The following is a 12,482-nucleotide window of genomic DNA, read 5'->3' on the forward strand; positions in this document are numbered from 1 at the left end:
TTTGCTCATCCTGCCTTTCAGACAACTTCACAGACGTATGCGTGTCTGAAGGGCGTGTCAGAAGCAGAGCGCAGATGTCTCTCATACGCTTCGCGGTTCATGATCCGGCACATCATCGGCGGATAGGCTTCCCTTGCAGTCTGAACCGCCGCAGCCGGCTTTCCGCCTTCCAGCAGAATCTGCAGCTTCCCGCCGGAAGCCCTCTGTTCCTTCTCGAGACGTCTGTAATAGGAAAGAGAACGTTCCGTGAACAGTTCAAAGCGCCTGCTCAGTGTGCGGTTGACACGATCCGCAAAAGAAGCCAGCTCTCCGTCACTCAGCGAGGCGGCTGCCACATATTTCCTGTCTCCTCCTGTCTCCCCGCAGAGCACATGTTCCTCCCACTGCCAGCTCCAGGTTCTCTCAAACCCAAACGGCTTGTAGATGGCTTCGTCAATCGGCATCAGGAAGGCAAATGGAACCCCCTCTGCCTCCAGGTCCCGGAAAATCATGTCCAGAAGGCTTCGCATCAGTCCTCTGTGCCGAAGCTCCTTTCTCGTTGCCACCGCAACAATGTAAGGAATCGTGATCTGTTCACCGTTCCAGAGAAGTCTCGTCGGATTCAGATGCACCATTGAGCAGATATCCTCCCGGGCCTGTCGGGCCGCATAGATCGCGCTCTCCGGGGCAACCTCCTGGTAATAATAGTCCGAGAACGCCCCTTTATCCTCCGGAAAAACCTCCTCATACAGCGGTTTCGTCAGGATATTCTGTTCTCTCGGAAGTCTCAGAAATTCCATGCAGTCCTTTCCGCCTATTTTTCACTGGCCTTCTGTGCGCCGAAGCCGCCCGGCGTGTCACCCTGCTGCCCGGCCCCGGCTTCATCTTCCCATCTGGCAGGTTCAGCCGCCGCTCTGCGCCATGCCGCTTCCATGCATCCGCCTGCCTGACTGCCGGTTAAACCCTGCCATTCTCAGGTGCCCGGCATTCACCTTCATGCTGCGTGCCGTCTCCTGTTCCTGACTGCAGGCTGAGCCCTGCCGTCCTCAGACGCCGTTCTGTGCCATGCGTGTCCGCGGGCAGGCTGCGCAGCCGCCAGCCGGCTGCATTCTGTCATCTGTAACTGCATCCCGGAGGCTGGAGAGGCAGCAGACTGCCTGTGCGGCGATGCCATCTCCATTTCCTGTGAATCCAAGTCCCTCCTCCGTTGTCGCCTTGATGCTGACCTGGGAAAGGTCCAGATGAAGCGTATCCGCAACATGCTGCCGCATCTGCGGCAGATAGGGCATCAGTTTTGGTCTCTGCGCAATGATTGTCGAGTCAATGTTCTCGATCACGTAGTTGTGCTCATCCAGAAGCTCTGCAACCTTTCCCAGAAGCTTCAGGCTGGATATGCCTTCATAGGCCGGATCCTTGTCCGGAAAATGCTGCCCGATGTCCCCCAGCGCTGCCGCGCCGAGCAGAGCGTCCATGATCGCATGCAGGATCACATCTGCATCCGAGTGTCCAAGGAGTCCCTTCTCATACGGAATCTCCACTCCGCCGAGGATGAGTTTTCTTCCCTCGACAAGTCTGTGCACGTCATAACCGGTTCCGACTCTCATGCTTATTCCCCTTTCTGTCCGTCCGCACCGGGCGTCAGGTGCTTCACTGTGATGCCGTTGACCTGCACATCATCCGAGATCGGGATGACAAGGCATTCCCGCCCGTCGATGATCTGCGTGCGGACCAGGTCTGTCCGGTCCGGGCTGACCGTCACCGTGACATCCGGCGTATGGACCTCGAATTTCCGGCTGCTGCAGACATTGGAAAGCATCAGCGTTCCCTTCTCGCCTGCATTTTCCTCGAAGCTCTGGTCAAATGCGTGCATGTCCTCCGGGCTGGCGCCGCTCTTCTCAAGCAAATTCCGCATCGTGACCTTGTCGAGTGAAACCGGGTCCGGGCTGTCCGCGTCCTTCGCCTGCTGCTGAATTTCCTGGAGACTGTCGTGCAGGTTCCGCACTGTCTCAAAGCTGCAGTCCCGGCCGAGCGTCTCCTCAACGACCGTCTGAAATGCTTCCTTCTGAAGTCCTGCGGAAAGCGGTGCCTGGCAGCCCAGCAGCTTGTCCGTCAGATCGAAGTGGAGATCCTCCGAATCCTTCGAGTAGTAGAGCGTATGGTGAATATCCGCCGCTCTGTCATTGAAAGCCGGAAACATGAAACCAACCTCCGGCATCGCCACCACCCAGTCCCGCTCCCGGTTTTTGAACACCTGCTCTGCCGGGGCATAGGAAAGTGCCGGCTTCGAAAGATCGACCGGGCAGATCGCGCACTGGAAGTAGCTGAACACGGAGCTGGACGCATCCAGCATCTCGATCTCATCCGTCGTCTTCCCCGGAACATCATAGTTGTTGTACAGAAGAAGGATCAAATAGTTTTCGCCGGTCGTATAGCTTTCGATGACCTTATTATAGAAAGCATCCAGAAGCTCCTCGTCCTCCAGCTCGCTTTTCGCCAGGCGGTACAGAAATGCCTGCGTCCCGTCCTCCTCCTCGCTCTCCATCGGAAAGTCCATGTTGATCAGATTTTTCCCCAGCGTCCCGGACAGGGTTTTGCGGAAGATTTCAAAGTACTTGAACATCTCCTCTTCCTCCAGACGCTGAAACATCTGCGAGAACGTTGTAATCTTCTCTTTCTCGGCACTGACATAACAGCCTGTGATGCGGGTGAAGGTATTCTTCTGCACCGTCAGCTGTTTCTTGATCTCTGATATTTCCTTCTTGTTCATGATTCATAATCCCCTGTTTTCATATTCATCCCCTTGGTACCGCACGATCCCCATCCTCAGTCAGCCTGATCAGCCCGTTATTAAGCGGTTCGCGGCACCGCTGAACATTTTATCAGAGAAACACCCCTCGGGCAAGGACGCGTCCGCCGGCAGCTCCCCCGTCATCTCGTGCTCCGCGCTCGATGATGAGCGGTCACCTTCATAAAAAAGCCGCAGGCAGCGGTCTGCCTGCGGCATGAATCTACGCTTCGTCAGCGTCCGGTCTCCTCATGTACCTGCGGTGCTCTTCCTGTGTCAAGCGGTCTGAGCGGCACCTCCGCCACACCTTTCTCGCCCCAGAACGCCTTCAGGTTGCCAAATGGATCTGCCGGTATGGATGCTTTTTCCGCCTTCTTCTTCGCGGATCCGCCCTTCTTTCCCGAAGTCCCGCCCTTTCCGGTGCCGTCAGACTGGTCGGGTTCCAGGTTCAGTTTTTCCAGCACATCCCGTACCTTCCTGACCGGGAAGATCTCCAGTGCCTCCTTCACCTCATCTGCGACCTCGTCGAGATCCTCCACATTCTCATATGGAACGAAGACGCGCTTAATTCCTGCCCGCTGCGCGGCCATCAGCTTCTCCGGAAGGCCTCCGATCGGCATGACTCCTCCGCGAAGCGACACCTCTCCGGTCATTGCCCACTCCGGGCTGACCTCCCTGCCTGTGACAAGGGATGCCAGCGCTGTCGTCAGCGTGATCCCGGCGGAAGGTCCGTCCTTCGGGATCGCGCCCTCCGGAACATGGATGTGAAGATCATTTTTCTCGAAAAGCTCTTCCTTGTCCGGATACATGGCCTTGACAAGGGAGATCGCGATCTGCACCGATTCCTTCATCACATCGCCGAGCTGCCCGGTGATGATCACTTTCCCGTTCCCCTTGGTGAACAGTGTCTCAATGAAAAGAATCTCCCCGCCTGCCGCCGTCCAAGCGAGTCCTGTCACGATGCCAGGCTTCTTCTCCTCCAGGATAGAGTCATGGTGGATCGGATGCTGATCCAGATACTGCCGCACATCATCCTTTCCGACCACAATCCGAAGTGCCGGGTGATCACTTTTACCGGTCCCTGCGGCACCTCTTCTGTCTGCCCCGTCCTGCGGCAGACTCAGGGCAGTTGACTTCTTGTCCGTGCTCTCCTGGGACTGCTCCACAATCCGGACAGCCGCGTATCTGCAGAGCGTGTCCATCTGCTTCTTCAGCCCGCGGACACCGGACTCCATCGTATATCCCGATATGACAGTCCGGATCGCGTCATCGGTTACCTCAAGCTGGTCAGGTGTAATTCCGGCTGCTTTCATTGCCCTCGGAAGCAGATGACGCCTTGCGATCTGGAATTTCTCAACCGCTGTGTATCCCGGGAACTGGATGACCTCCATACGGTTCAGCAGCGGTTCCGGGATTGTGTCCGTCGTGTTCGCCGTGCAGACAAACAGTACATCCGACAGATCATATGGAACATTCATGTAGTGATCCGTGAAGCTGAAGTTCTGCTCCGGATCGAGCACCTCGAGGAGAGCAGACGCCGGATCGCCGTTGTAGTCCCGGCTCAGCTTGTCTACCTCGTCCAGCACGATGACCGGATTCGAGGTACCGGCTGTCTTCATTGCATTCATAATTCGTCCGGGCATTGCCCCGATATAGGTTCTGCGGTGGCCTCTGATTTCCGCCTCGTCGCGCACGCCTCCAAGAGAAATGCGGACATACTTTCTTCCAAGTGCCTTTGCGATGCTCTGTCCGATGCTCGTCTTGCCGGTTCCAGGCGCTCCTACAAACAGAAGAATCGAGCCGGACTGTTTCCTGTTCAGGCTCATGACCGCAAGCTGCTGAATCACACGGTTCTTGACCTTCTTCAGTCCATAGTGATCCTCATCCAGGATCTCCTGCGCCTTTTTCAGGTCAATTTTCTTCGATCTTGCTTTCTTCCAGTCAAGCGAGGTCACGAAGTCCAGGTAGTCATAAAGCATTCCGTACTCATGGCCTTCCTTCCCCTCCTGCTTCATCCGCTGCAGAACCTTGTCCGCCTCCTTGCGGGCGGTCTCGTTCATGCCGGACTTCTCGATCTTTTCCTGGAAGCGGCGCACATCGGAGACATTCTCCGGATGCATCTCATCGAGCTGCTTCTGCAAGAAATCAATCTGCTTCTTCAGCGCATCCTCCCGGTAGAGCTTCTCGTTCGTCTTCTTCGCTGCGTCCTCCGCCTCGCTGGTGACATCGGACTCCGCGATAAACCCGTAGATAGCCTTCTCAATCATGTCGAGGCGCTCCGATTCCTTGTTCACCTCGAGAAAATGAAAGCGTTCCTCCGGATCCAGGCTCAGATAGGAGGACAGCGCTGTAGCAGCCTCCTCAAGGCTCTTCCACCGGTTGACGTACTGCCGTGCCATCAGCCCCCATGGGAACTTCTTCAGGAATTCAAACAATCTTCCCTTCATGGCGTTGAGGCGCTTGTTCATCTCCTCTTCCGGAACATCCTGAACATCCTCGCGCAGGACGGAAGGCACATAAATCTCCTCACCGCTGATCTCAACCTCTCCGAGATCCATCCGTCCCAGTGTTTCGATCGTCACATCTCCATCCGAATCAACCGACTGAACTCTGCCTGAGACTCCGATCGGATAGAAATCGTCCTTCGTCAGGTTTTCCTTTTTCTTGGATTCCTTCTGAAAAACGAAAAGGACGTCGTCCCCCTCATGGATGTCTGTCGTGGACGCATCGTCAAAAAAGTCTTTCTTAAAGGTCAGCGAAATATTCGGGAGTATGATCATGTTATAAACAGGTACTGTAATCATTCGCGATTCCCCCTTATCTTCTCTCATTTCATTCGGGCCATTCATGCTGTATGAGTTCCCGCACTGCTTTCGCAGCGTTTCCATACTCATACCTGCCGCTGTCACTCAGGCCCTGCCGTACTGTATGAGTCCCGCACTGCTTCACTGCCTTCGGCAAAGGCATCGCAGCTGGACTCATACAGTACAATAGCACTGCTTGTTAGCAGTGTCAATACATGAGTGCTAATAAATATGCAGCAAATTTAATTTTGCACAATTTGAAGAACAGGTGAAATACACAGACCTCGATTCGGAGGCTCCGTCGTTATCTCGTACTCCGCACTCGATGATGAACGGCAGCCATCATAAAAAAAGCAGCCCTGACGGGCTGCTTCGCTGCCTGTTGTTCACTTTTCAGACACCGCTGTCTCCGTAGTTGGAGAGAACACGGGCGGACGGATCGTTGACGTCGCAGCCCTTCCAGCTTTTATTCGGCATCCAGAAATCCTTGATCATTTCCGCCTGTCCCGGGTAGTATTCCTCGAAAATCTCGCGGTACAGCAGGCTTTCCTTTGTAAACGGCCTGCAGTAACCGTACTTCGCCGCGCGTTTCTGAAACTCCTCATCTGTATACTTTGTCTCGGCGTAGGCCTTCAGGTCATCGACCATCGAGTGTCCGACCGCATCAGAGAAGGCTGCCTTCTGCCTCCACAGAATGTTCTCCGGAAGAATATGGTCCTTCTCGAAGGCATGTCTGAGTAAATACTTTCCCATGTTATAGGTGTTCATCTTCATCTTCGGATTGATACTCATGACATAGTGCACGAATTCCAGATCTCCGAATGGAACACGCGCCTCGATACTGTTGTCCGCGATGCATCTGTCCGCACGAAGGACGTCATACATGTACAGCTCATCGACACGCTTCTTGGACTCCGCCTGGAAGGCTTCCGCCGTCGGCGCAAAGTCTGTGTACTTATAGCCGAACAGTTCGTCGGAAATCTCCCCGGTCAGCAGAACCCGGACATCTGTCTGCTCGTGAATCGCCTTGCAGCACAGATACATACCCATGCTTGCACGGATCGTCGTGATATCCCAGGTTCCAAGTGTCTTGATGACCGTCGGCAGATAGTCAATCACCTCCTGCGCAGTCATATAGACCTCCGTGTGCTCGGCGCCGATGAAGTCTGCAACCTCCCTCGCATATTTCAGGTCTATGGCATCCTTGTCCATCCCGATTGCGAAGGTCCGGATCTTCTTCCCAAGGATCTTTGCGGATATGGCGCAGACAAGCGATGAGTCGAGTCCGCCTGAGAGCAGAAAGCCCAGCGGTGCGTCGGCATCCAGCCGCTTGTCAACTCCCTTGATCAGCTTTTCGCGGATCGTCCGGCATGCGATTTCAAGGCTGTCCTGGTTGTAGTCCTCGACCGTCGTGATGTCCATATAGCGGGTGAAGATGCCCTCACCCTCTTTTGCCCCGGCCTTTCCGATGTAGTAGTATCCGGGCGGAAATGGCTTGATGCGGTCACACAGGCCAATAAGGTTGCAGGCCTCCGAAGCAAATATGATCGATCCGGTTTTCTTCGAAAAACCGTAGAACAGCGGGCGAATCCCGATCGGGTCACGTGCTGCGATATAACGGTCATGCGCCCCGTCATAAATCACGAGAGCGTACTCGGCATCCAGCTTGCGGAACATCCTGGTTCCATACTGTTCATACATCGGAAGAAGGACCTCGCAGTCTGAAACGGAGGAAAACTTGTATCCCAGGTTCTTCAGCTGCCCCATCAGGATGCGGAATCCGTAAATCTCACCGTTGCAGATCGCCATGTTGCCATCCTTCACAAACGGCTGCATGCCTCTGTCTGACATATCCATGATCGCCAGCCGGTGATAACACAGATATCCCGACGCAGTCTCTGTGATCGCGCTTTTGTCCGGTCCGCGCGGAATCGTGCGGTCAAACGCCTCCCGGAACTCATCCGGCTTCAGTGCCTTATCTGTGAAACACATGATCGAACACATAGTGAACCCTCCCGATGCCTGCAAAACGACCTGCGTATTGATTCTGGAAGCAAAAAAGGCGCTGACAGATGAACCCATCTGTCAGCGCCTTCGCTGTTATGGAAGACAATACCACCAATCATGCAGAATGTCAAAGCATTTCTTTCGGAAATCGGAGGGCTCCCGAAATTTTTTTGTCAGCCTTGTCAGCTGTCAAAACCGCTCCAGACTGGTTTGCCCGGATAAGTCTTCACCTGCTCCTCGCCGGTCAGAATCCGCATGGCACCGGCTGCCATCGCCTCCTGCTCAAACTCACCCGGATACTGGTACACCGGGGCTATGAAACTGCAGCTTTCTTCGATCCGTTTTCCGATCTCCGGGAACCGGAGCAGTCCGCCGGTCAGAAGGATGGCGTCAACCTGCCCCTTCAGCGGTGTGCTCATCATCCCGATCCACTTGATGATCTGGTAGATCATCGCATTCCAGACCCGGATGGCTGTCTCATTGCCATTCTCAACCATCCGATGCACCTTGTCAGAGTTGGATGTTCCAAACCAGGAGGACAGGCCGCCCGCCTGTGAGCAGAGATCCCGGATCTCGCGGTCCGTGCGGCCAAGCAGAACCCGCCTTCCGTCCGTCACCGCAAGGCTGCCCATTCTGGTCGGCGTAAATGGTCCCTCACCACCGCCGGCATCATTTCCATCGATCATCCTTCCATGTTCATGTGCCGTCACCGATATGCCGCCGTCGATATGACAGACGATGAAGTTGCAGTCTTCATACCGCTTTCCCATCCGTTTTGCGTGGGTTCTGGCTGTCGCCTTCAGGTTCAGGGCATGAGAGACCGCCCGTCTGTAGACCCCTTTCAGTCCTGTGATACGCGCATCATCGCAGAGCTCGTCAACAACCGGAGGATCCATCATGATCATGATTCCACCGTATTTCTGATGCACCTCGTTCGCCATCTGGACGCCCAGCATGGACGCGTGGTACAGCCCGCCCCTGGCCGCTCTTGTATCCGCAATCAGCCGCTCATCGATCTGGTATATGCCTCCGGGCACCGCATAGCAGCCCCCGCCCCGGCCGACAACCGCATCGATGCCGGTCAGGTCGATGTGATCCTCCTTCAGGAAATCGTAGATAACCTTCATGCGGTAATCCAGCTGGTCATTGATGGTTGGAAATGAAAGAAGAACCTTCGAGTCGTGGAAGACGTCTGTCGTATAGATGTTTTTATCATTCTCAAATAGCGACAGTTTGGTGGATGTCGATCCGGGGTTGATGATGAAGATCCGGTATGTACGCGTCATGACTCTGCTTTCCTGTCCTTTCCATCCTCCGCAGTCTTATCTGCCTGTTTCATATCCTTTGCAAACGCTTCTGCTGCCTTCTCCTGTTCTGCGGCAGGTGTCTCTGCAGTTTCTGCCTCTGCCTGCTGCGCGGGCACTTCAATGTCTGGTGCCTGCTGCGCGTGTATTTCAGTGTCTTTCGCCTGATGTGCTGGTACCTCGGTATCTGCTGCCTGCTGCGCCAGTGCTGCATCTGCCGACTGCGCTTCCGTGTCTACGCCCGTCTCCGTCTGCTCTGCCTGGAGATTTCCGGTCAGCTCCGGATCCTGTGGGACATCCTCCATCCTTCGGGTCAGCTTTCTGGACGTATCCTTCACAAACTTCGCACTGCGCTCCTTCAGGCTTGTGAACCCGTTCTTCGTCTTTGCCGCCGCGCTCCCGAAAAACTCTCCTGTTTTGTCTGCTGCACTTCCCGCAAGCTTCCCGACTTCCTGCCCGACTTCCCGAAAATCCTGGGCAACCTTTGCCCCGGCCCCTTCCTCCGGCGACAGTCTTGCCCCGCACTTCGCACAGAACTTGTCTCCCGGATCAGCCGGCTTGCCGCAGTTCGGACAGTAGACAATCCCGTTGACCTCGTCAAGCTGCTTTGAATACTTTTCGATATTCGCATATGCAACCTTTACAGCCGCATACTCATCCTCCAGTCCGTTCCTCGGACTGTCCGGATTCTCCTTGTAGACACTTTCCCCGATGACTGCAAAAAGTCTTTCAAGAGCACGCTTCTCTGCAGAGATTCGTCCCTTGATGGAGACGCTGTCGCTCATCTTCTGAACACCATTCTTTGTATCGCGTCCGATCCTGGCAAGTTTCTGTCCCAGATTGCTCCAACCCATACTGACACCTCGCTTCCAGCTTTTCCACTTTGATTCCGGCTGTCCGATGCATCTTCCAGCCGTCCGATGCCTTCATTTATTCCCGATTATGAGCGAGGGGATTCTGCGTGTCAAGGGCTTGTCTGTCAGCTTAAAAATCGCTATAGTGGTCAATATCAAAGGAAGGATCTTCGAGGGGGAGCGTTCGTCATGAAGTGGACAGAAAAGTGTATCCTTAATCTGGCACATCATAACCTGTTTGAGAATGACGGGCACAGACACCGCTTCTACGATCTTCTGGATTGTTATTTTGACAAGCCATTCTTCACCAAGGGGCTCTGCAAGTGTATGTACCTTTCTGCCTGGGACACAGAGCACTTTTCCATGATGCTTGAAACCCTGAACGCGACGCTGATTGAGCATGATTTCCGTCTGCATCTGATGCGGGACCAGGGTCAGATCGAGCAGGCAGAAGCACACGCCGAGCACAATCTGGAAGCGGAGGAAATCTGGAAGCTTGTGAATGCCTTCGTCAGCGGCCGTCCCTACGACAGTTCCAGTCTGTCCGATGTCGAAATCCGTTATCCGGAAACCGCATATATGATCAAGCGTGCCCTTCTGGCATCGAAAATCATCGATGAACTTCCATCTCTGAATCTACCCTCTTCAGACGCATCCTCCGCGTCAGTCCTGTCAGACAACCGTCTTTTCTGACTGAAAAAAGATTATTTATGCACGTTTTCTATATATTATTCTAATTTTTCATATAATTTGTCCATTTGTCTTTCATCTTTTTCCCTGTTATCATGATATCTGTTCCTATTATTGTTTAACTGTTTTCATTCTGCACAATCGTCTGATCCATAAATCAGTCTGACCCGGAGTGCAGTGAAAGGAGATGACATGGCGCCACGACTCTTATCCGGCAATCAAGTCGTTTACATCATGATGGAATTCGGCAGCATGCTTCTGTGGGACGAAGCCAGCAAGAAACAGTTCATCGACTCTGTCCTTGACGAAAAACGCCGGCTCGGGATCGAAGTATATGCCTTCTCCATTTTCAGCGACCGGGCTTTCCTGGTGATTGGTAAGTTCGGAGCCTATACAGAAGAAGAGGCCTGCCGGGATGTTCTCATCATCCTTCAGCATTATTTGAAAACTGACTGTCTGACACAGGATGACCGCCGATTCTTTCAGAATGGCTCAAACCTGAAACTCACCCTCTGTCTGTTGAACGGCAAGGATGAAATCGTGGATGCCCTGATCTATGTCCACCTTGTTGCACGGGATCTGGGCTATGTACGGGCTGCCTTTGACTACTGGTGGTCCTCCATCCAGATCTATCGGAACCGGCCCTCCTGGAACGGCCTCAACGCCGAGACAGTCTATGAAAACCTTTCTCCCGACGCCGGGCGCTCGAGGCGAAATCTTGTCCGCCGGCACCGGGAAATCGAACGCTCAGGCCGTTTCTTTCCTGACTGTCTGTCAGCTCCGGTCATTTTTACAACACTTGCCTGTCTTCCGTCACAACCTCCGGCAAGTCCGGCTTCCGAATGTCCGGAGAGGCCGGCTCAAGCTGACGCTGAGTCTTCTGTTCCCTCTCTTGTTGCCCGGGTCGGATAATGTCCCGTCTTCCGCATATTTTTCTTAAGTTTCTCCTGTACCTGTGACAAAGCAGCCGATTAATGGTATAAAGGGATGACAGGAGGTAACTTCGAATGATCAAAAGATATGGAAAGTATGGCGTTTTGCTCGGAGCTGTCCTCAGCCTGACAGGCGTGCTTCTCTCCGGCTGTACCAGTACACAGTCCGGCAATCTGAGCAGCGGCAGCCAGACCCCTGCAGCGCAGGGCGGTTCTGCCACCCAGTCAGCAGCCTCGTCCGGTTCAGCGGATGCTCGTCCGGATCTCGTTCTTTCATCAGCAGACGGGCAGACCGGGACGACAGACCAGGCTGGTCAGCCATCAGCAGGCCAAGCTGCCCAGAATACACAGAGTACCACGCAGAGTCAGACATCGGCAGGCTCCGGTACGTCCGACAGAGGGGACATCGTCACCTACGATGAGCAGCATCAGAATGGTGCTGAGGATGATACTCCTTCCGTCTATGACGCAGATGCGGATGATGATTCCAGCGATACACAGCAGGGTGTTGATCAGTTTACCGGCTCCTTCAGCAAGGAGGACGACAGCGAATCCGTCACACTCAGCCTTGACAATGACACCGATTTGTCCTTTTCTTTCGCCAGTTGCGGTATCCATGGCAGTGCACAGGTTTCCGGACAGACAGCTGTGTACAAAGGAGATGATGACTACACAATCACATTTTCCGTCTCGGGAGACATTCTCAAGGTGACGGTGGGCGGAGATGATGCCTCGCAGTCTGCCATCAACGGTACCTACTACCGTGAATCTGAGACCGAAGCGGATGAGGGCTGAATTTTTGCCGATATTTTTATAAAACATCTTGACAATCTGTCTCCCGGCATGTATGATAGCAAAGTCATCGCGTTCGAGAGAACAGATTGTCATTCTGATTGAAGATTGTGGGATCTTAGCTCAGCTGGGAGAGCATCTGCCTTACAAGCAGGGGGTCACAGGTTCGAGCCCTGTAGGTCCCATCAGAAGTCAGAATCCATATATGGCGGAGTAGCTCAGTTGGCTAGAGCATGCGGTTCATACCCGCAGTGTCAAGAGTTCGAATCTCCTCTCCGCTACGTCTGGGAAGCCTTTGCAGGCTTCCCTTTTTTTGTGAAAACTCCTGGCGTCCG

At 54.1% G+C, this 12,482-nt stretch carries 10 protein-coding genes and 2 tRNA genes; 5 read left to right on the forward strand and 7 right to left on the reverse strand.

Features of this window, described 5'->3' with window-relative positions; genetic code table 11:
• Positions 1–17: 17 nt before the first annotated feature.
• The 7 genes from ACTQ1N_RS01865 to ACTQ1N_RS01895 all read right to left on the reverse strand — a co-directional run bounded on the left by ACTQ1N_RS01865 (position 18) and on the right by ACTQ1N_RS01895 (position 9,733).
• Complete coding sequence (locus tag ACTQ1N_RS01865; RefSeq protein WP_441954081.1) at positions 18–779, reverse strand: GNAT family N-acetyltransferase; 762 nt, start codon at positions 777–779, stop codon at positions 18–20.
• 246 nt (positions 780–1,025) lie between these two features.
• Positions 1,026–1,583, reverse strand: coding sequence for a 2-C-methyl-D-erythritol 2,4-cyclodiphosphate synthase (gene ispF / locus ACTQ1N_RS01870; protein WP_154522651.1), 558 nt, complete (start codon positions 1,581–1,583; stop codon positions 1,026–1,028).
• 2 nt (positions 1,584–1,585) lie between these two features.
• Entirely contained in the window at positions 1,586–2,746 is a 1,161-nt protein-coding gene (locus tag ACTQ1N_RS01875; protein WP_441954083.1) for a DUF4317 domain-containing protein, read from the reverse strand.
• A 251-nt stretch (positions 2,747–2,997) separates the two neighbouring features.
• Positions 2,998–5,568, reverse strand: a complete 2,571-nt coding sequence (gene lon / locus ACTQ1N_RS01880; protein ID WP_441954085.1) for an endopeptidase La — start codon at positions 5,566–5,568, stop codon at positions 2,998–3,000.
• 393 nt (positions 5,569–5,961) lie between these two features.
• The gene (asnB, locus tag ACTQ1N_RS01885) at positions 5,962–7,572 is read right to left on the reverse strand and encodes an asparagine synthase B (RefSeq protein ID WP_154522660.1); all 1,611 of its coding nucleotides are present in this window, start codon (positions 7,570–7,572) and stop codon (positions 5,962–5,964) included.
• 185 nt (positions 7,573–7,757) lie between these two features.
• Positions 7,758–8,861 (reverse strand): butyrate kinase, encoded by a 1,104-nt coding sequence (buk, locus tag ACTQ1N_RS01890; RefSeq protein ID WP_154522663.1) that lies wholly within the window; start codon positions 8,859–8,861, stop codon positions 7,758–7,760.
• Complete coding sequence (locus ACTQ1N_RS01895) at positions 8,858–9,733, reverse strand: zinc ribbon domain-containing protein (protein ID WP_441954088.1); 876 nt, start codon at positions 9,731–9,733, stop codon at positions 8,858–8,860. Before ACTQ1N_RS01895 ends, buk begins: the two co-directional genes overlap by 4 nt.
• A gap of 189 nt (positions 9,734–9,922) precedes the next feature.
• Here ACTQ1N_RS01895 and ACTQ1N_RS01900 point away from each other — a divergent pair, with 189 nt between their 5' ends.
• From ACTQ1N_RS01900 to ACTQ1N_RS01920, 5 genes are all read left to right on the forward strand, one after another.
• Positions 9,923–10,426, forward strand: coding sequence for a hypothetical protein (locus ACTQ1N_RS01900; protein WP_154522669.1), 504 nt, complete (start codon positions 9,923–9,925; stop codon positions 10,424–10,426).
• Positions 10,427–10,615: 189 nt separating this feature from the next.
• Positions 10,616–11,335 carry a hypothetical protein gene (locus ACTQ1N_RS01905; protein ID WP_441954090.1) on the forward strand — a complete coding sequence of 240 codons (720 nt, stop codon included), beginning with the start codon at positions 10,616–10,618 and terminating at the stop codon, positions 11,333–11,335.
• Between the two features lie 95 nt (positions 11,336–11,430).
• Positions 11,431–12,150, forward strand: a complete 720-nt coding sequence (locus ACTQ1N_RS01910; protein ID WP_320808264.1) for a hypothetical protein — start codon at positions 11,431–11,433, stop codon at positions 12,148–12,150.
• A 109-nt stretch (positions 12,151–12,259) separates the two neighbouring features.
• Positions 12,260–12,332, forward strand: a tRNA-Val gene (locus ACTQ1N_RS01915).
• 22 nt (positions 12,333–12,354) lie between these two features.
• A tRNA-Met gene (locus ACTQ1N_RS01920) sits at positions 12,355–12,428 on the forward strand.
• Positions 12,429–12,482: the final 54 nt, after the last annotated feature.

This window comes from Porcincola sp. LCP21S3_C12 (genome assembly GCF_052118625.1).
GTDB lineage: Bacteria > Bacillota > Clostridia > Lachnospirales > Lachnospiraceae > Porcincola.

Excerpts from the sequence above, each read along its gene's own strand:
- ACTQ1N_RS01865 (WP_441954081.1), bottom strand. The coding sequence starts at position 779 with ATGGAATTTCTGAGACTTCCGAGAGAACAGAATATCCTGACGAAACCG.
- ACTQ1N_RS01895 (WP_441954088.1), bottom strand. The coding sequence starts at position 9,733 with ATGGGTTGGAGCAATCTGGGACAGAAACTTGCCAGGATCGGACGCGAT.
- ACTQ1N_RS01875 (WP_441954083.1), bottom strand. The coding sequence starts at position 2,746 with ATGAACAAGAAGGAAATATCAGAGATCAAGAAACAGCTGACGGTGCAG.
- ACTQ1N_RS01910 (WP_320808264.1), top strand. The coding sequence starts at position 11,431 with ATGATCAAAAGATATGGAAAGTATGGCGTTTTGCTCGGAGCTGTCCTC.
- ACTQ1N_RS01900 (WP_154522669.1), top strand. The coding sequence starts at position 9,923 with ATGAAGTGGACAGAAAAGTGTATCCTTAATCTGGCACATCATAACCTG.
- ispF (WP_154522651.1), bottom strand. The coding sequence starts at position 1,583 with ATGAGAGTCGGAACCGGTTATGACGTGCACAGACTTGTCGAGGGAAGA.
- asnB (WP_154522660.1), bottom strand. The coding sequence starts at position 7,572 with ATGTGTTCGATCATGTGTTTCACAGATAAGGCACTGAAGCCGGATGAG.
- ACTQ1N_RS01905 (WP_441954090.1), top strand. The coding sequence starts at position 10,616 with ATGGCGCCACGACTCTTATCCGGCAATCAAGTCGTTTACATCATGATG.
- lon (WP_441954085.1), bottom strand. The coding sequence starts at position 5,568 with ATGATTACAGTACCTGTTTATAACATGATCATACTCCCGAATATTTCG.
- buk (WP_154522663.1), bottom strand. The coding sequence starts at position 8,861 with ATGACGCGTACATACCGGATCTTCATCATCAACCCCGGATCGACATCC.